The organism is Rubrivirga sp., from assembly GCF_965213695.1.
In the GTDB taxonomy this organism is placed as follows: Bacteria; Bacteroidota; Rhodothermia; order Rhodothermales; family Rubricoccaceae; genus Rubrivirga.
Genome location: NZ_OZ243912.1, coordinates 792820 through 810321 on the forward strand (window position 1 = coordinate 792820; position 17502 = coordinate 810321).

Genomic DNA, 17502 nt, shown 5'->3' on the forward strand with positions numbered 1-17502 from the left:
AAGGATCTAGCTGGAGCCACCTCGACTCTCGTCGCGCGGCGCGAGGTCGATCCAACCTGCGTTCGCGCTCTCGACCAGCCGGAGCTTGCGCTCCCGGGTCCACCCCTTGAGCCGTTTCTCGCGCGCGATGGCGTCCCGGATGTCGCCGTACTCCTCGAAGTGGACGAGGCGGTCGATCCGGTACCGCCGAGCAAACACGCTCCCGGTCCCCGAGCGGTGCTCCGCCAGCCGCCGCGCGAGGTCGTTGGTGACGCCGATGTAGAGCCGCCGGGACCGGCTCGCGAGGATATAGACCCAGTACGGCTTCGCCATGCTCCCTTCGTTCGACCAAAGAACGTAAGGCCGAGCGGTCGACTGGAACCCCCACCGCCCCGACAGACGCGGTGGCCGAGCGCGGCTAGATCCTTCGCTGGCGCTCAGGATGACAAGGGCGGGGGAGTGGAGCGCGGGTCTCTGGCACGGGCGCTCAGCGGACAGACGTGGCGGCCACCTCGGCGCGGGCGCGGCCAGACGACACCCCGCCCCCGCCGACGGCGCGGACCTCGTAGGTCGCCGCGCCCGGCCCGGCCTCGGCATCGACCCAGGCCGAGGTGTCGCCGGGGAGCGTGGCCACGAGCACGCTGTCGCGGAACACCCGGTAGGCCTCCGGCGGGTTGGCCCACGGCGCGACGCCGACGCGGCGGTCCCACGCCAGCCCAACGGCTCCGGCCGAGAGCCGGCGCGCGACCAGACCCGCCGGGGCGACGGGGCGGAGCGTGGGTGATCCGGTCGAGGGCCGGGCGTCGGGCGGAGCGGTCACGTCGCAGGCCGGCCACGCGGGGCAGAGGAAGAAGCCGAACGCGCCGTCGATGGACGGGCCGAGCCCTGGCGGCGCCGCGTCCCGAAAGGTCCGGACGACCTCGGCGACGCCGGCCTCGTCGGTCACCCGCGTCCGCGTGGTGCGGACGGCCTCGAACACGGCGAGCCCGCCGGCCACGTCGTCGTTGTCGCCCGCGAGGCTGCCCAAGTCGTCGCCCTCGACCTCGAACGGGGACGGCTCGGCGCCGTCGTAGAGACTCCACAGGAGCGACCCGATGGCGGCGTAGTCCGGGCGCGACGTGCCGTAGACGATGCCGAGGTAGCGGCGGTCGCCCGCGAACGTGTCGGTAAACGGGGCCCGCTCGGGGTTCGACGTCGCGAGGTCGATGTCCCCGTACTTCGCCGCGGTGTAGGCCCGGGCGGCGAACGAGAAGAAGATGGCCCAGCCCTCGCGCAGGTTCCGGTTGCGGAGCGTGTAGCGGAGCGGGCTCGCGCCCCACATCCGGAACGTCACGTAGTGGCCGTACTCGTGGGCGACGAGCGTCGGCGAGACGCCGCGGCCGACGTTGAGCTCGATCTCGTGGCCACCGAGGGCCAACACGTCGGGGTCGAGGGCCTGGAACACGTAGCCGCCGCCCCGGCTCAGCTCGACGCGGACCGGCGGCAGCGCGAACGGCGGTGCCCCGTCGTAGCGGGCGAGCACGAACTCGCGCGCCAGCTCGGCATACCGAACGACGACGCCGACCTCGGGCCGGAGGTCGGCGTGCAGGCCGTCGGCGGCGACCGGGCCCGACGGCGGGATCGGCACGCGGATCGCGTCGGCGAGCGGGAGCACCGTCACGGTGTCGGAGATCGCCCGGGCGCCGGGCGGGGTCGGGACCAAGTGGACCGTCGCCGTCCGCGTCTCTGGCACGACGGCGACCTCGTCGAAGCCCGCGAGGTCGGCGGTGGCGAGGTCGAACCGGAACGCACCGTCCTCGCCGAGCACGTCGACCTGGCGGTGGCGCCGGACGGGGCCGGACGGCAACCGGGCGCCCTCCCAGCCGGACCCGTCGGACCGTCGGAACAGGAGCCAGACGCGCAAGCCGTAGACGCCCTCCGACGGTCGGCCCTGGTAGCTCGTCACGAACCGGCCGCTCAGGTGGATCTGTCGGGCTGGCGCCGACACGTCCGCCGCCCTCAGGCTGGCCGGCGCCGCGCATCCGCCCACCAGAAACGCCAGCAGCACGACGAGCGGGACGGGGCGGAGCACGGGCGAGAAGAGCGGGAGGATCGGTCCGGAGAGACGGGCGGCCGGTGAACCCGGGCGGTCGGGCGGTCGTGTGCGCCGCTCGCTGCCCGTCCCCCATGATCGCACCCCGCCGACCCGACCCCGGCGATCTCCGCGGCGAGGTCGGCTTCGGCGCGGTCCTGCGCGAGAACGCGGGCGTCCGGCGGCTGTGGGCCGGGACCGTCGTGTCGCTGTTCGGCGACTGGTTCAACACGCTGGCGCTGTACCGGGTGGTGCTCGACCTGACGGGCTCGGAGACCGCGCTCGGCGGCGTGTTCCTGACCAAGCTGCTCCCCCTCGCGCTGGCGTCGCCTATCGCCGGCGTCCTGGCCGACCGCCTCGACCGGCGCCACCTGATGATCGGGGCCGATCTCTTGCGGGCCGTCATCGTGCTGGGCTTCCTGTTCGTCCGCGACGCGGGCGACCTGTGGCTGCTGTACGCCCTCGCGACGGCCCAGATCATGGTCAGCGCCGCGTTCACGCCGGCCAAGAACGCGCTGCTCCCGCTCATCACCCGGAAGGGCGAGCTGCTGACGGCGAACGCGCTGCTCTCGGCCACGTGGTCCACGATGCTGGCCGTCGGCGCGGCGGCGGGCGGGCCGGCCGTCGACGCCTTCGGGACGGACGTCGTGTTCGTGCTCGACGCGGCGACGTACCTCGTGAGCGCCGTGTTCATCGCGCGGATCGTGATGCCGGCGCGGGTGGCGCGCGACGCGCACGAGGACCGGGGCGGCGTGGTCCGCTCGGCCGCGCGGCAGGTGGCCGAGGGCTGGCGCTACGTGTGGACCCGACCGGCCATCCGGCGGATCACGTTCGCGAAGGCCGCGTGGGGCGTCGGCGGCGGCGGGCTGGTGTTCGCGCTGGCGCTCTTGGGCGACGGCCTGTTCCCGTCCGCCGGGACGACCGGGATCGGCGTCCTGTTCGCCGCGCGCGGGCTGGGGACGGGGCTCGGGCCGATCGCGGCGCGGGCCGTGTTCCGAGACGCCCGTCGGTGGCCGGCCGTGCTCGGCGCGTGCGTCGTCGCCTGTGGGCTGGGCTACCTCGGCGTGGCGGCCCTGGCGGATTGGCGGTGGGCCGTCGTGGCGTTCGTTGTGGCCGCGCACGCCGCGAGCGGCGCCAACTGGGTCCTGTCCACGACGCTCTTGCAGGAGCGGTCCCGGGACGCCTTCCGGGGGCGCGTCATCGCGACCGACTGGCTGACGATCACGCTCGTCGAGAGCGCGTCGATCCTGGCCGCGAGCGCGCTGCTTGAGGCCGGCGTCGCGCTGACGACGCTGATCGCGGGCCTGGCCGGCGTCCAGGTGGCGGCGGGACTGGCGTGGCTCGTGCTCGTGGTCCCGGCCGAGGCGCGGTCGCCCGACGCCGCCGAAGCGCCAGCGTAGCACGCCGCTATCCGCTGACTGGCCTACGGGGTCCCCTCTCCCCGTGGGAGAGGGACAGGGTGAGGGGTTCTCGCTGCCGCCAGGATGGCGTCTGCTACCACGTCCACCTGCTCCATCACCTCGCGGTTCGAGAACCGAAGAACACGGATGCTCGCTGCGGCCAGAGCCCTCGTCCGGTCCGCGTCGTAGGCCGCGCGGGCGGGGTCGGCGTGGACGCCGCCGTCGATCTCGATCGCCAGTTGGGCCGCGTCGCAATAGAAGTCCACCACGTACGGCCCGACCGGGTGCTGGCGACGGACTTTGAGACCATCGAGCCGGCGGTCGCGGAGAATGCGCCAGAGCCGCTTTTCCGCTGGCGTGGCCCGGCGACGGAGCTCGCGGCGGAAGTCTTTCGGAGGGAGGAGCATACCTGATGAGGCTGATCGAAGGTAGACCCCTCACCCTGTCCCTCTCCCGGCGGGAGAGGGGACCTCGTAGGCCAGTCCGAGGCCGCCCTAACGTCGGCGCGGTCCCGGTCGATACCCGGGGCATGGCCCCGCTCGCCCCGCCTGCGCCCCCCCTCGCCGACCGCGTCGACGCGGCCGAGGCCGCCTTGCGCAACGTGGCCCTGTCGCGGCCGAACGCGCTCGCGCTGATCGAGGCCGGCGCCGCCCGGCTCGGCGAGGCGCTCGGGGCCGAGGTCGCCGTCGCCTTCGTCGGGGAGGGGCAGTCGGACGCCTTCGTCCGGTGTGCGGTGTGGCCGCCGCACGCGACACCCGGCTTGGCCGAGGTCGAAGCGGACGCCGCCGTCCCCCTCCGCGCCGCCCGGGCCGCCACCGCCAGCGCGCTCTCGGGCGAGCTGGGCCAGCCGTTCGCGCTCGCCGTCCCCGTCGCGTGCTCGGTCCCGGGCGCGTTCGTCGTCGGTCGCCGCGAGCCGTGGGGGCCCGCCGACCTCGCCGCGGCCGACCGCCTGGGCGCCCTCTTCGGCACGCTCTGGGCCTGGACCGAGGCCGAGGCCCGCTTCCAGAGGACCGTCGCCGACCTCGACGACGCCCTGTTCACCTTCGGCCACGAGCCCGACGGGGCCCGGGCCTACGTGTTCGTCACGCCCCAGGCCGAGGCCCTGACCGGCCTCGACCCCGACGCGCTCCTGGCCGGCGACGCCGACTGGGCCGACCTGGTGGTCCCCGAAGACCGCGCCGCGTTCGCCGCTCACGACGCCCGGCTCCGCCAGGGCGAGCCCTCCCAGGTCGAGGTCCGCTTGCGGCTCGACGGCGGCGAGGTCGTCTGGCTCTCCGAGCGGGCCACGCCCAGCGTCGACGCAGCCGGGCGGCCCGTGGCCGGCGGGCTCCTCACCGACGTCACGGCCCGCAAGCACGCCGAGGCCCAGCTCGACCGGGCCCGCCGGATCGCCGAGCGGGCCGCCCAGTCCCGGATGGCTTTCCTCCGCATGATGAGCCACGAGCTCCGGACGCCGCTCGGCGCCATCCGCGGCTTCTCGGACCTGCTGGTCGAGGAGGTCCGCGCCCTGCCCGGCGCCCCGCCTGAGGTGGCCGAGTTCGCCGGGACCATCCGCGACGCGACCGGCCGCGCGCTCCGGCTCGTCGCGGACCTCCTCGACCTGTCCCGGCTCGAGACCAACGCGCTCGACCTGGCCCGCCAGCCCGTCGACCTCGCCGCGCTCGCCCGGTCGGCCGCCGCCCGCTACGGCCCGGATCTCGACGCCCGCGGCGTCGCGCTCGACGTGGCCACGCCGGCCGACCCTGTCGTGGTCGAGGCCGACCCCGCGCGCCTCGACCAGGTCGTCGACCAGCTGCTGTCGAACGCGGCCCGGTTTACGCCCGCCGGCCGCGTCGACGTCCGGGTGTCGGTGGCCGGCGGCCGGGCCCGGCTGTCCGTCGCCGACACGGGCGTCGGGATCACCGACGACGTGCTGGAGGCCGTGTTCGAGCCGTTCGTCCAGGAGGACGCCCGCGTCAACCGCGAGTACGGGGGGACCGGGCTCGGGCTCGCCATCGCCAGCCGGCTCGCGCGCCAGATGGGCGGGACGCTCGCGGCCCGGAGCGCCAAGGGCGAGGGCTCGACGTTCACGCTGGCGTTGCCGCTCGCGTAACGCCACGTGGGCGGACACGGCACGCCGTGTCCCTACGGCTCCAGATCGGGAGGGCGCGCGCCGGCCGTCGCGTTCCGCGCCGCGTTCTCGGCGTTGCGGACGAACCCGTCGTGCTTGACGCGCTTGACGGGGCTCCGGCGGAACCGCTCGCGGAACGTGTCGAGGTCGATCTCGGCCCACTCGCGCGCCGGCGTGTCGGTGACGCCGGGGCGGGGGAGGAGACGGGCATCGCGCGTCGGTTGGGAGAACTTGGTCCACGGGCACACGTCCTGGCAAATGTCGCAGCCGAAGGCCCACGCGCCGAACTCGGCCGCCAGCTCGGGGAGGTTGGGCCCGCGGTGCTCGATGGTCCAGTACGAGATGCACCGCGTCGCGTCGATCTGGTAGGGCGCGTCGAGCGCGCCGGTCGGGCAGGCGTCGAGGCACCGCGTGCAGGTCCCACAGTGGTCGGCCCGGAACGGCTCGTCCGGTTCCAGCGGCACGTCGACGATGAGCTCGCCCAGGAAGACGAACGAGCCGTGGGTCGTGGTGAGCAGGTTCGTGTTCTTCCCCTGCCAGCCGAGCCCGGCGCGCTGGGCCCACGCCTTGTCCATGACCGGCGCCGAGTCGACGAACGCCCGGCCGGTCGCGCCGCCGGCGCGGGTGTCGAGCCAGTCGAGGAGCTCGGCCAGCTTCTCCTTGAGCACGTCGTGGTAGTCGTCGCCCCAGGCGTAGCGGCTGATCTTGGCGCCGCCGTCCTCGCCGGGCCGGCGCCCCGGCTGCCAGTAGCTCGCGAACACGGAGACGACGCTCTGAGCGCCCGGCACCAGCTCTCGCGGGTCGACGCGCTTGTCAAAGTTCCGCTCCATCCATGTCATCGCCCCGTCCGAGCCGCCGTGGCGGCCGGCCGTCAGCCACGCCTCGAGCCGGCGGGCCTCGTCGTCCAGCTTCTCCGCGCGCGCGATGCCGACCCCGTCGAAGCCGACGCGGCGGGCTTGGGCTTTGAGGTCGCGGGCGAGGGCGGCGGAGCGGACCAAGGAAAAGAGGAGAGGGGAAAGGGGGAGAACGGCGCGGCGGGGCATCGGCTCCGCGAGCGTCCCCTACGCCTCTTCCCCTCCGGCGCTTTCCTCCAGCGCCGCGAGCGTCCGCCGGACCTGGGCGTCGTGGTGGCGGTGGTGGGCGAGGACGAACGCGAGCGCGTCGTCCCAGAGGAGCGGCCCGGCGATGGGGTGCCGCAGGGCGACGGCGTCCTCGCCCGGCTCGGCGGTGTGCCACCGCGTGCGGACGCCGGCCCACCGCTCGCGGACCTCGGGCCAGCGCGGCGCGGCCTCGGGCAGGATCCGGCCGGCCCCGGGCGGGGCGGGGTAGCGAACGGGGAGAGAGATGATCGCCGCCATCGCTCGTCCGCGCGCGCGCGACGTTGCTCGGGCGAGCGTCCCCGCCGGCTTGCCATCGGGCCGGACGAGCCCGTCGATCCGCGCCAGGTGGTCGGCGATCTGGGCCAGCGACCACGCGCCCGGCCCAGGCGAGGCGTGGACGACCGCCTCGGGCAGCGCGTCCAGCCGAGCCGTGAACGCGGCGCGGTGGGCGTCGAGGGCGTGGAGCAGGTGGAGGCGGCGGCTCATGACCAGGCGGGGGCGGGCCGTGCCGAGGCCTGGGGCGCGAGCGACCACACGACGGCGCCGCACACGGCGACCGTGCTGTTCTTGAGCACGCCCGTCAGCGGGGCCAGCAGCGTCGACGGGTCGGACCAGACGACGCCCAGCGTGATGAGCGCCATCGCCGCCGTCGTCACCGCGACCGCCAGCCGCTCGCGCCAGCCGACGAGCAGGACCACTCCGGCCACGGCCTCCAGCACGCCGATGGCGACCAGCGTCGCCTCGGGCGACCCGACCCAGAGCCCGGAGGCGGCCACGATGGCGAGCTCGCCCGCGTCGCGGAGCCACAGCTTGAGGCCGAGCCCCTCGCCCAGCCACACCATCGCGAGCGAGATCCGAGCGGCGCGGCGGAGGCAGAGCGGGGACATGGCTCGTGACTTTCAGTGATGAGTGAAAGTTACGCTGTCGGCCCCCGCAGGTTGCGCCCCGGCGGAACCGTTCCTTCCCCGAACCCGCTCAACCGGCCCGACCGCCGAACCCTCCCGACTCCCCATGCACGTCTTGCTCACCGGCGCCACCGGCTACGTCGGCGGCTACGTCCTCGACGCACTTTTGCAGCGCGGCCACAGCGTCCGCGCGTTCGTCCGCAGCGGCGGCGCGGGGCTGGCGGCGACCGAGGGCGTCGAGGTCCACCAGGGCGACGTCACCGACGTGTCGACGTTTGGTCACGCCTTCCATGGCGTCGACGCCGTCGTCCACCTGGTCGGCATCATCGACGAGTCGCCGTCGAAAGGCGTCACGTTCGAGCACGTCCACGTCGACGGGACGCGGAACGTGGCCTACGCGGCGCACGAGGCCGGCGTCGGCCGGTTCGTCCATATGAGCGCGAACGGGGCCCGGGCGGACGGCCCGAGCGCGTACCAGACGACGAAGTGGCGGGCCGAGGAGGTCGTGCGTGGGGTCGGGTTCGAGCACCTCGTCATCTTCCGCCCGTCGACGCTGTTCGGCGACCCGGGCCCCGACGACCCGGAGTTCGCGAAGCGGCTGTGGGAGACACTCGTCCGGCCGTTCCCCGGCCTGCCCGTGTTTGGGGATGGCCAGTACGAGCTCCAGCCCGTCCACGTCGCCGCCTGCGCGTCGGCGTTCGCCCAGGCCGTCGACCGCGACGCCTCGAACGGCCGGTCGTACTGCGTCGCCGGGCACGAGCGCATCCCGTACCGCGAGGTGCTCCGGCGGGTCGCCCGGGGCGGCGGCATCCGCCCCAAGCCGACCCTTCCGGTCCCGATCCCTCTCGCCCGGCTCGGCGTCAACACGTTGGGGAAGGCCGGACTGCTGCCGATCTCGCCGGCCCAGTTCGAGATGCTGGTCGAGGGCAACACGTGCGACCCGACGGCCTTCTTCGCTGACTTCGGCGTCGAGTCGCCCGCGTTCGACGGGCCGTCGCTGGCCTACCTCCGGCAGTATTGAGCTCCGGGCGGGAACGTCTTTGTCATCCTGAGCGGAGCGAAGGATGACACAGGGGGGGACAGCAGGTGTGGGGTCGATCCCCTCAAGGATCACCGCCGGGCCCGCACCAGCGCCTCGTCGACGGCCCACAGCGCCAGCCCGATGGTCACGAACAGGGCGAGGGCGCCCAACGGTTGCCAGATCACGAACCCCCCGAACACGCCCAGGATGGCGCCGAGGTACTTGATGTAGTTGAGCTGCTCGTTCGACGTCGACTTGAGGAGCCCCTCGAGCTGGCCCTCGTCGAACTCGCGGGCCCGCTCCGAGATCATCGACCGGACGTCGAACCCCTCGACGAACGAGAGGACGGCCGAGGTCGCCGCCTCCTCGATCTCGTCGGCCCGGGCCTCGACCTTCTCGGGGACCGCGTCGAGCGCGGCGTCGATCCGGTCCAAGAGCGGGGCGACGGCGCCGGGCAGCTCGTCGAGCGCGCGGTCGACGCGGCGCTGGAAGTCGTCCTCGGCGAACGTCCGGTACAGCCGGAGGGCCACGCCGCCCAAGCCGCTGCCGGCCTGCTCCTCGACCTTCTCGACGGCCAGCCGGGCCACCTCGCGGCGGACGGGCTCGCTCCCCAGCACCTCCTGGGCGTAGCTCTGCGCCAGGTCCTTCAGGTCTGACCGGAAGCCGGGGTCCTCGACCACGCCCCGGACCACGCCCAGCGCGAGGTCGCGGTACCGGCCGATCACGCCGGACGCCTGGATCTTGGCCTTGATGATGTCGGCGTTGATGAGCTCCCGGCTGATGGCCTCGCTCAGCCGGTAGATCACGCGCTCGCGCTGGGCCGGGATGAGGCCCTGGGGGATGATGGCCCGCTTCTGGCGCGGCTGGAACAGCATCGTGATCGCGAGCCAGTTCGTCCCGAACCCGATCAGGCCGGACACCGTGAGCACCTTCAGCAGCCCCTCGACGGCAAACGCCCGGCCGAACAGGACGACGGCCTGCCCGTCAAAGTCCCACCAGAAGCTGACCGCGAACAGGGCCGCCAGCACCCACGGGATCACGCGGAGGAACGGGATGAGCTGGCCGACGCGGCCGACCATCCGCGGCGGGCCGGTGTCGGGCGCGACAGGCCGGGGCGGCGTCTCGGGCACGTGCGCCTTCCCGTAGCGGACGACGAGCTGGGCCAGCTCGCGGCCCCGGCTGGCCGTCGCCTCGCGCGCCGTCGCGACGACGGTGGACGGCGAGACGGGGAGCGCGGCGGCCGGGTCGCCGGGGTCGGCGGGCGGCGTCGGGGTATCGGGCGGCGCGACGGCCGGCGTGTCGCCCGGCTCTTGCGGCGGGGCGGGCGGCGAGTCGCCCGGCGCCGGCTCGGCCGGCTCGGGCTCGGTCGGGCTCTCGGGGGGCGGCGCGGAGGAGGCCTCAGTCTCGGCGGTCCCGGTCTCGGCTGGCGTCGTGTCAACGCGGGCGCCCTCGTCCCGGAGGGGGGCCGCTGGAGTGTCCGCCAGCGGCGGCGGGTCCGGCAAGGCCGCCGGGTCGACCGGCTCCGACGCCAGCCCGGCGGCCACCTCGTCGAGATCGTCGGCGAGGGGGTGCGGCGCGGGGGGCGGCGCCGGCGCCTCGGGCGCGTCGTCGTCGTCCCGGCCGACGGCCTCGGCGAAGTTGGCGTCCTCGACGGCGTCGAGGTCGACGACGCCGGGGACGGGAACGTAGCGGCGGGGGCCGGAAGAACGGTCGGGCACGAGAGCGCGGGGGGGGTCGGAGGGTCCTACGCCAGACCGAGGCGCGAGGCTTCACGGCTCAGCCCGTCGATCACCGTTTGAATCAGCGCGTCCAGCTCGACGCCCAGCTCCTCGGCCCCCTGGCGGATGTCGTCGCGGCTCACGGCGGCGGCGAACCGCTTGTCCTTCAGCTTCTTCCGGACCGACCGCGGCGTCATCCCGTCCAACCCGTCGGGGCGGACGAACGCGACGGCGGTCACGAACCCGGACAGCTCGTCGACGGCGAACAGCGCCTTCGCCAGGTCGGTCTCGCGCGGCACACCGAGAGTTGGCGCGTGTCCCAGGATGGCCGTCCGGATGTCCTCCGGGTAGCCGAGCCGTTCGAGCTCGGCCACGCCGACGGTCGGGTGCTCGTCGAGCGACGGGTGCTTTTCGTAGTCGAGGTCGTGGAGCAAGCCCGTGATCCGCCACGTCTCGACGTCGGCGCCGCGCTGGCGGGCGAGCTCGGCCATGGCCGCCTCGACGGCGTACGCATGGCGTCGCAGGCTCTCGGTCTGGGTCCACTCGTGGAAGAGGGCGAGGGCGTCGGAATAGCTGGGCATGGCTCGCTGTCGCTCGCGGGAAAGGGGAAACAGGAAATGGCAGAGGGGGAAGAGCTAACTGGGAGGTGGGCCAGGCCGTTCTGCCATTTCCCCGTTCCCATTTCCCTAGTTCCCATCCCCCCGTTCCCCGGCGAGCGACGCGAGCTGCTCCCCCCCGTAGCGCTCGAACCACGCCAGGATGTAGCCGACCTTCCGCATCAGCCCGGACGGCCGGGCCGCGATCCCGTGGCTCGCGCCGGGCACGCGGACGAGCGCGCTCGGGACCTCCTCCAGCCGGAGCGCCTGGTAGTACTGCTCCGACTCCGACATCGGCGTGCGGACGTCGTCCTCGCCGGTCAGTACCATCGTCGGCGTGGTCACATTCCCGACGAGGGACAGCGGCGACCGGGCCCAGTAGGCGTCGGGGTCCTCCCAGGGGAGGTTTTCGAACCAGTACTTGGCGCCGAACACGTACGAGTCCGCCGTCCCGATCCAGCTCGTCCAGTTGATGACGGGCTTGGCGACGACGGCGGCCTGGAACCGGTCCGTCTTGCCGACGATCCAGGCCGTCAGCACGCCGCCGCCCGAGCCGCCGGTGACGTAGAGCCGGTCGGGGTCGACGAAGCCGCGCGCGACGACGGCGTCGACGCTGCTCATCAGGTCGTCGTAGTCCTGGCCGGGGTAGGCGTGGTGGATCAGGTTGCCGAACTCGGCGCCGTAGCTCGTCGACCCGCGCGGGTTGGTGTAGAGGACGACGTAGCCGGCGGCGGCGTAGAGCTGGGCCTCGAGCGAGAACCGGGGGCCGTAGTTGGCGAACGGGCCGCCGTGGATCTCCAGGACGAGGGGGTACCGGCGGCTCGCGTCGAACCCGGGCGGCGTCATCACCCACCCGTGGACGCGCCGGCCGTCGGCCGACGACTCGGCCCAGATCTCCTCGACGGCGCCGAGGGTTCGCTGGGAGAACAGGTCGTCGTTGAGGTGGGTGAGGCGCCGGACGTCGCCGCCGTCGAGGTCGACCACGGCCACGTCGGCCGGGTGGTCGGGCGCCGTCAGCGTGAACGCGACGCGGCCGCCGCCGACCGAGAACGAGCCGCCGCCGTAGGGCCGCCCGATCGACGTCCCGCCGACGTTCTCGGCCAGCGCCCGGAGCCGCCCTCGGCCGTCAACCACGGCCAGTTTGGTCGTCCCTTGGTCGTCGTACTGGACGGCGAGGTCGCCGTCGGGCGTCCAGGTCGGGTCTTGGAGGTCGCGGTCGAGCGTCGGCAGGAGCTGGCGGGGCTCGCCGTCGCCGCGGAGATAGAGGTTCGTGACCTGGTAGCCGAGCCGCCGGTCGTCGGCGCCGAGGTACGCGATCTGGCCGCGCGGCCCGACCGCCGGGCTGGCGTCGGGCCCGACGCGGTCGGTGAGCCGCGTTATCTGCCGAGTGGCGAGGTCGACGCGCCAGAGGTCGGAGTCGCCGGGGTCGAGGTCGGCGTCGTCGCGGCGGTCGCTGGACACGACGAGCGCGGCGCCGTCGGGCGTCCAGGCCGGCGTGCCGTCGACGTCGTACGGGCCCTCCGTGAGGGCTCGCGGCGTGCCGCCCTCGGCCGGGACCACGAACAGCTGGCGGTGGCCGGGCTTGGTGAAGCCGGCGCCGTCCTGGCGGTAGACCGTCGTCTCGATCACACGCGGCGCGTCGGCCCAAGTCGCGCCTTCCGGCGGGCCGGGCAGGCTCGCGAGCGGTGTCGCCTCTCCCTCGACGAACCGGGTGAACGCGAGCGTCGTCCCGTCGGGCGACCACGCGACGACGCCCGGCGCCGACGCCAGCCGGGCCACCGGCACCGTCACGCCGGACTCGACCCAGCGGACCATCAGGTGCCGCCGCTCGTCGCCCTCGTCCTGGGCGACGTAGGCGAGGCGCGTGCCGTCGGGCGACCACCGCGCCGCGCCCGCGTCGACGCCGACGACGAGCGGTTGGTGGACGGTCCCGTCGGTCGAAACCCTCCACAGGTCGCCCCTCACGCGGTCGGTCTGGACGTCGAGCCGGTTCCGGCGGTAGACGACCGTCCGGCCGTCGGGCGAGACCTGGGGGTCCGAGGCGTACTCGACCTCGAACACGTCCATCAGCCCCAGCGGCGGAGGGTCCTGAGCGACCGCCGAGGGGAGGAGGAAGAGGAGGGCGACGAGGAGGTGGACGGGTGAGTTCGTGGACATGTGGACGAGTGGGGGCGGGCGGCGGAACCTACGAGGGGTCGGGTCTCACGAGTCCACCCGTCCACGAGTCGCACGTGTCCACCCCATCGTCAAAACACCCGGACCACGCCGTCGAGCTCGCGGAGGTAGCGGCTCGGGTCGGCCTGGAGGTCTTGCAGGAGCTGCTGGAGCGCCGCCGCTGCCGCGTTCGCGTTGTAGTACAGCGACGGGTCGTTCAGGAGCAGGCCCATCGTGCCCGTGGGCGAGTTGAGCGTCGAGTCGAGGTCGGCCGTGAGCGAGGCGAGGTTGGCCGTGAGCGCCGTGAGCTCCTCGAGCTGGCCGTCGGCCCGGCGAATCGCCGCCGACAGGTTGTTGACGGTGGCCGTGACCGAGTCCGCGTTCGTCTCGGCGAGCGCGCGGACGGTCCCAGACGTCGCCACGACGTCGTTGCCGACGGTGATCGACAGGTCCTCGACGTTCCGCCCGACGCGGTCCGACACGTTGCTGGCGTTGGCGGCGGCCGACTCGAGCGAGGCAATCGTTCGGTCGATCCGGGAGCGCTCGTCGATGATGAGCTGGGTCGCGCCCTGGGTCAGGAACCGGAGTTGGGACAGGACCGCCTCGATGTCGCCGCCCGAGTTCTGCAGGATCTCGTCGAGCGTGGTGAACGTGTTGACGGCGCCGATGAGCGCCGAGTCGGCCCGGGCCGTGAGCGAGTTGGACTCGCCCGCGATCAGGTCGAAGATGTCGGGCGTCGAGAGGGCCCGCAGCGTGTCGCCGGCCACGAGTGGGCGCCCGGCGTCGGCGCCGACGGGCGGGGTGATCTCGACCCGGACCTCGCCGAGCGCGCTCAGCCCGGCCGTCTGGATCGTCGACCCGCGCGGGACCTCGACGCCGCCGTCGATGGCCATCGTCACGAACACCTGGCGCGCGCCGGGCCCGAGCTCGACCGACCGGACGTCGCCCACGCGGACCCCGTTGAGCTGGACGATCGCGCCGGGCGCCAGCCCCTGCGCGTCGTCGAACACGGCGACGACCTCGTAGCCGGCCCCGAACAGCGGCTGCCCCGACAGGAACCGGACGCCGAAGAAGATGGCGACGGCCGACAGGAGGATCGCCAGGGCGACCTTGATTTCGTTGGTCATGGGTGGGTCAGGGGTGAGGGGTGATGAGTGAAGGGCGCCTCACCCTCAACCCTTCACCCGTTACGCCGTCTGCGACGGCGCGCCGATCTTGTACTCGTTGGCGCGGACGAACGCGAGCAGCGTGGGGTCCGTTGCCCGGTGGAGGTCGTCGACGGTCCCGGTCCACGGGATCTCGCCGTCGTGGACGAACGCGATCCGGTCGGCGATGGACAGGACCGAGTGCATGTCGTGGGTCACGACGACGCTCGTCGTCCCCATGGTCGTGCCGAGGCGGTAGATCAGCTCGTCGATCGTGTTGGACGTCTCGGGGTCGAGCCCCGACGTTGGCTCGTCGTACAGGATGTACTTGGGCTCGATGGCGATGGCGCGGGCCAGGGCCACGCGCTTCTGCTGGCCGCCCGAGAGCTCGGCCGGCTTCTTGGGCCCGGCGTCGGGGAGCTCGACCAGCGCGAGGCACTCGTCGGCCCGGGCGCGGACCTCGCCGGGCGTGAGCGCGGTGAACGTGCGGAGCGGGAACTCGACGTTCTCGCGCGCCGACATCGAGTCGAACAGGGCCCCGCCCTGGAACAGGACGCCGAACTTGCGCCGGACCTGGCGGAGCTCGGCGTAGGTCAGCTCGTCGAGCGGCGCCCCGTCGACGACCACGCGGCCGGCGTCCGGCTTCAGCAGGCCGATGATGTGGCGCATGAGCACGCTCTTGCCCGAGCCCGACCGCCCGATGACGCACGTCACCTCGCCCTCGGGCACGTCCAGGTCCACGCCCCGCAGCACGGGCACGCCGCCGAAGGACTTGGACAGGTCGCGGACTTGGATCACGGAGTGGGTACGAGGTACGGGGTACGGGGTACGGACGGGGGTGGCGCGGGCCCCGCACACGGGCGGAGATCCTGTACCCCGTACCGTGTACCCCGTACCCTCACAGCAGGATGGCCGCGCAGAGGTAGTCGGTAAAGAGGACCCAGACGCAGCCCAGGACGGCCGCCCGCGTCGTGGCCTCGCCCACGCCCTCGGCCCCGCCCCGGGCCTGGTAGCCCGTGTAGCACGCGATCGACGTGATGACGAACCCGAACACGAGGGACTTCACGAGGCCGAAGAACACGTCGTACGGGCGGAAAAAGAGCCGCGCGCCCTCCCAAAACGTCTGGGCCGTCAAAAGCCCCGACGCCTCGGCCACGGCCGCGCCCATCGCCATCCCGACCGACGCCGCGACGACGTAGAGCACGGGGAACATCAGGACGCCGGCCAGCACGCGCGGGACCACGAGGTAGCTCCGGCTGTTGAGCCCCATCGCTTCGAGCGCGTCGATCTGCTCTTTGACCCGCATCGTCCCCAGCTCGGCCGCGATCCGCGCGCCGACCCGGCCGCACAGCACGAACGCCGTCACGAGTGTCCCCAGCTCCAACAGGATCGACTGCTGGGCGAACGTCCCGACGATGGTCAGCGGGAGCAGCGGGTTCTCGAGCTGGTAGATGGCCTGGACCACGACGACGCCGCCCGAGAACGCCGTCGCCAGCGACACGATGGGGATCGAGTCGATGCCGACCTGGACCATCTGGGTCGCCAGGTTGCGGGCGTAGAGCGACGGCCGCAGGTCGCGCGGCAGGTTGAACGCGCTCGCGATCAGCAGGCAGTACGCGCCGAACCCCTGGAGCATCCCGCCAGGGATCCGCCAGAGCGGGGCGAACCCGGCACGGACGCGGTCGGCGACGCTCGGCGAGACTTCCATGTGACGGGCGGGTGACAGCGGCCGGGACGATCTTCCCGGGCCCGCCGCGAGCAAGCTACGGGCCCCCCGGACGCCGGGTGCCCGCTCCCCGTTTCTCCACGACCTCACGGGTACGAGGTACCTGCGTCCTGGGCGCGACACGTACCCCGTACCGAGTACCCCGTACCCTCCAACGATGGCCAAAGCGAAAACCCAGTACGTCTGCCAGGACTGCGGCCACACGACGCCCCGGTGGGCCGGCCAGTGCAGCGGGTGCAAGGAGTGGAACACGCTCGTCGAGGAGGCCGTGCCGAGCACGGTCAAGGCGCCCGTGATGCGGGGCAGCCGGTCCGTCGGCGGCGACGGCGGCAGCGGCTCGGCGCCCCGGATGAGCGGGGCCTACGGGAGCACGCGGCCCCAGCGCTTGCGAGACGTGACGGTCGCCGAGCGGCACCGGCTCCCGACCGGGCTGGCCGAGTTCGACCGCGTGTTGGGCGGCGGCGCGATGGTCGGGAGCCTGACGCTCGTCGCCGGTGACCCCGGCATCGGCAAGTCGACGCTGATGACGGAGCTGGGGCGCGGGCTCGACGGCCACTCGCTCCTCTACGTGACCGGCGAGGAGAGCGCCCAGCAGGTCAAGCTCCGCGCCCAGCGCATGGGCATCGACCCCGACGGCCTGTTCCTCTTCCCCGAGACGAACGTCGAGGCCATCCTGGCCGCCGCGTACGACTTGCAGCCGGACGTGATGGTCGTCGACTCGATCCAGACGGTCTACCGCCCGGACCTCACCTCCGCGCCGGGCTCGGTCGCCCAGGTGAGGGAGTCGACCGCCGCGCTGCTCGATGTGACCAAGACGCTCCCCACGACGACGTTCTTGATCGGCCACGTGACCAAGCAGGGGTCGATTGCGGGCCCGCGCGTGCTCGAGCACATGGTCGACACCGTCCTCCACTTTGAGGGCGACCGGCACCACGCCTACCGGATCCTGCGGGCGGTCAAGAACCGGTTCGGCGCGGCGAATGAGCTCGGCGTGTTCGAGATGCGCGAGGGCGGGCTGAAGGAGGTCGGCAACCCGAGCGCGCTGTTCCTGAGCGAGCGCCAGTTTGGGACCTCCGGCTCGGCCGTCGTCTGCGCGCTCGAAGGGACGCGCCCACTCATGGTCGAGGTCCAGGCGCTGGTGACCGGCGCCAGCTACGGGACGCCCCAGCGGACGGCGACCGGCTTCGACTCGAAGCGGCTCCAGCTCCTACTGGCGGTGTTGGAAAAGCGCGAGGGCCTGCGGTTCAGCCAGACCGACGTCTTTTTGAACGTGGCCGGCGGCGTACGTCTGGAGGAGCCGGCCGTCGACTTGGGCGTGGCGCTCGCGGTGGCCTCGTCGCTGAAGGACGTGCCGCTCGACTCGGGGACGGCCATCGTCGGCGAGCTGGGGCTGGGCGGCGAGGTGAGAGCCGTCAGCCGGATCGAGACGCGGCTGGCCGAGGTCCGCCAGCTCGGGTTCGAGCGGGCCATGATCCCGAAGGCCAACGCGAAGGGCCTGAAGGCGCCGAAAGGATTGGAGGTGCTCCCCGTCCGCCGGCTGGCGGAGGCGCTGGACCTGGTGTGCTGAGCGCGGCCGT

16 protein-coding genes are annotated in these 17502 nt (G+C 73.2%); 4 read left to right on the forward strand and 12 right to left on the reverse strand.

What is annotated here, in order from left to right:
- Window positions 1-6: 6 nt before the first annotated feature.
- Together ACOOHE_RS03530 and ACOOHE_RS03535 are read right to left on the reverse strand one after the other, a co-directional pair.
- A complete protein-coding gene (locus tag ACOOHE_RS03530; protein ID WP_420456420.1) occupies window positions 7-312 on the reverse strand; it encodes a GIY-YIG nuclease family protein in 306 nt (101 codons plus the stop codon).
- Window positions 313-466: 154 nt separating this feature from the next.
- Window positions 467-2050 carry a hypothetical protein gene (locus tag ACOOHE_RS03535; protein ID WP_420456421.1) on the reverse strand — a complete coding sequence of 528 codons (1584 nt, stop codon included), beginning with the start codon at window positions 2048-2050 and terminating at the stop codon, window positions 467-469.
- Between the two features lie 95 nt (window positions 2051-2145).
- Here ACOOHE_RS03535 and ACOOHE_RS03540 point away from each other — a divergent pair, with 95 nt between their 5' ends.
- Window positions 2146-3450, forward strand: coding sequence for an MFS transporter (locus ACOOHE_RS03540; RefSeq protein ID WP_420456422.1), 1305 nt, complete (start codon window positions 2146-2148; stop codon window positions 3448-3450).
- Between the two features lie 23 nt (window positions 3451-3473).
- Here the strand turns inward: ACOOHE_RS03540 and ACOOHE_RS03545 are convergent, their stop codons facing one another.
- Complete coding sequence (locus tag ACOOHE_RS03545; RefSeq protein WP_420456423.1) at window positions 3474-3857, reverse strand: endonuclease domain-containing protein; 384 nt, start codon at window positions 3855-3857, stop codon at window positions 3474-3476.
- A 122-nt stretch (window positions 3858-3979) separates the two neighbouring features.
- Between ACOOHE_RS03545 and ACOOHE_RS03550 the strand changes: the two genes are divergently transcribed.
- On the forward strand, window positions 3980-5542 hold the full coding sequence (locus ACOOHE_RS03550) for a sensor histidine kinase (RefSeq protein WP_420456424.1): 1563 nt from the start codon (window positions 3980-3982) through the stop codon (window positions 5540-5542).
- Between the two features lie 32 nt (window positions 5543-5574).
- Here the strand turns inward: ACOOHE_RS03550 and queG are convergent, their stop codons facing one another.
- From queG to ACOOHE_RS03565, 3 genes are all read right to left on the reverse strand, one after another.
- Window positions 5575-6558: a tRNA epoxyqueuosine(34) reductase QueG gene (gene queG, locus ACOOHE_RS03555; protein ID WP_420456425.1), complete on the reverse strand. Its 984-nt coding sequence runs from the start codon at window positions 6556-6558 to the stop codon at window positions 5575-5577.
- A gap of 63 nt (window positions 6559-6621) precedes the next feature.
- Window positions 6622-7146 carry a DinB family protein gene (locus tag ACOOHE_RS03560; protein WP_420456426.1) on the reverse strand — a complete coding sequence of 175 codons (525 nt, stop codon included), beginning with the start codon at window positions 7144-7146 and terminating at the stop codon, window positions 6622-6624.
- Window positions 7143-7547 (reverse strand): DoxX-like family protein, encoded by a 405-nt coding sequence (locus ACOOHE_RS03565; RefSeq protein WP_420456427.1) that lies wholly within the window; start codon window positions 7545-7547, stop codon window positions 7143-7145. The genes ACOOHE_RS03560 and ACOOHE_RS03565 overlap by 4 nt, the downstream gene beginning before the upstream one ends.
- 124 nt (window positions 7548-7671) lie before the next feature.
- On the opposite strand from ACOOHE_RS03565, the gene ACOOHE_RS03570 reads away from it, so the two are divergent.
- On the forward strand, window positions 7672-8586 hold the full coding sequence (locus tag ACOOHE_RS03570; RefSeq protein ID WP_420456428.1) for an NAD-dependent epimerase/dehydratase family protein: 915 nt from the start codon (window positions 7672-7674) through the stop codon (window positions 8584-8586).
- Between the two features lie 89 nt (window positions 8587-8675).
- Here the strand turns inward: ACOOHE_RS03570 and ACOOHE_RS03575 are convergent, their stop codons facing one another.
- The 6 genes from ACOOHE_RS03575 to ACOOHE_RS03600 all read right to left on the reverse strand — a co-directional run bounded on the left by ACOOHE_RS03575 (window position 8676) and on the right by ACOOHE_RS03600 (window position 15907).
- Window positions 8676-10304 carry a DUF445 domain-containing protein gene (locus ACOOHE_RS03575; protein ID WP_420456429.1) on the reverse strand — a complete coding sequence of 543 codons (1629 nt, stop codon included), beginning with the start codon at window positions 10302-10304 and terminating at the stop codon, window positions 8676-8678.
- Window positions 10305-10330: 26 nt separating this feature from the next.
- On the reverse strand, window positions 10331-10885 hold the full coding sequence (locus tag ACOOHE_RS03580; RefSeq protein ID WP_420456430.1) for an HDIG domain-containing metalloprotein: 555 nt from the start codon (window positions 10883-10885) through the stop codon (window positions 10331-10333).
- A gap of 105 nt (window positions 10886-10990) precedes the next feature.
- On the reverse strand, window positions 10991-13057 hold the full coding sequence (locus tag ACOOHE_RS03585; protein ID WP_420456431.1) for a prolyl oligopeptidase family serine peptidase: 2067 nt from the start codon (window positions 13055-13057) through the stop codon (window positions 10991-10993).
- An 89-nt stretch (window positions 13058-13146) separates the two neighbouring features.
- Window positions 13147-14181 carry an MlaD family protein gene (locus ACOOHE_RS03590; protein ID WP_420456432.1) on the reverse strand — a complete coding sequence of 345 codons (1035 nt, stop codon included), beginning with the start codon at window positions 14179-14181 and terminating at the stop codon, window positions 13147-13149.
- Window positions 14182-14241: 60 nt separating this feature from the next.
- Window positions 14242-14997: an ABC transporter ATP-binding protein gene (locus ACOOHE_RS03595; RefSeq protein WP_420456433.1), complete on the reverse strand. Its 756-nt coding sequence runs from the start codon at window positions 14995-14997 to the stop codon at window positions 14242-14244.
- Between the two features lie 100 nt (window positions 14998-15097).
- Window positions 15098-15907 carry an MlaE family ABC transporter permease gene (locus tag ACOOHE_RS03600; RefSeq protein WP_420456434.1) on the reverse strand — a complete coding sequence of 270 codons (810 nt, stop codon included), beginning with the start codon at window positions 15905-15907 and terminating at the stop codon, window positions 15098-15100.
- A gap of 175 nt (window positions 15908-16082) precedes the next feature.
- Between ACOOHE_RS03600 and radA the strand changes: the two genes are divergently transcribed.
- The gene (gene radA, locus ACOOHE_RS03605; RefSeq protein WP_420456435.1) at window positions 16083-17492 is read left to right on the forward strand and encodes a DNA repair protein RadA; all 1410 of its coding nucleotides are present in this window, start codon (window positions 16083-16085) and stop codon (window positions 17490-17492) included.
- The last annotated feature ends 10 nt before the right edge of the window (window positions 17493-17502 follow it).

Coding starts and splice junctions, on each gene's coding strand:
- ACOOHE_RS03530 (WP_420456420.1), bottom strand. CDS start 312: ATGGCGAAGCCGTACTGGGTCTATATCCTCGCGAGCCGGTCCCGGCGG.
- ACOOHE_RS03540 (WP_420456422.1), top strand. CDS start 2,146: ATGATCGCACCCCGCCGACCCGACCCCGGCGATCTCCGCGGCGAGGTC.
- ACOOHE_RS03545 (WP_420456423.1), bottom strand. CDS start 3,857: ATGCTCCTCCCTCCGAAAGACTTCCGCCGCGAGCTCCGTCGCCGGGCC.
- ACOOHE_RS03550 (WP_420456424.1), top strand. CDS start 3,980: ATGGCCCCGCTCGCCCCGCCTGCGCCCCCCCTCGCCGACCGCGTCGAC.
- ACOOHE_RS03560 (WP_420456426.1), bottom strand. CDS start 7,146: ATGAGCCGCCGCCTCCACCTGCTCCACGCCCTCGACGCCCACCGCGCC.
- ACOOHE_RS03565 (WP_420456427.1), bottom strand. CDS start 7,547: ATGTCCCCGCTCTGCCTCCGCCGCGCCGCTCGGATCTCGCTCGCGATG.
- ACOOHE_RS03570 (WP_420456428.1), top strand. CDS start 7,672: ATGCACGTCTTGCTCACCGGCGCCACCGGCTACGTCGGCGGCTACGTC.
- ACOOHE_RS03580 (WP_420456430.1), bottom strand. CDS start 10,885: ATGCCCAGCTATTCCGACGCCCTCGCCCTCTTCCACGAGTGGACCCAG.
- ACOOHE_RS03585 (WP_420456431.1), bottom strand. CDS start 13,057: ATGTCCACGAACTCACCCGTCCACCTCCTCGTCGCCCTCCTCTTCCTC.
- ACOOHE_RS03590 (WP_420456432.1), bottom strand. CDS start 14,181: ATGACCAACGAAATCAAGGTCGCCCTGGCGATCCTCCTGTCGGCCGTC.
- ACOOHE_RS03600 (WP_420456434.1), bottom strand. CDS start 15,907: ATGGAAGTCTCGCCGAGCGTCGCCGACCGCGTCCGTGCCGGGTTCGCC.
- radA (WP_420456435.1), top strand. CDS start 16,083: ATGGCCAAAGCGAAAACCCAGTACGTCTGCCAGGACTGCGGCCACACG.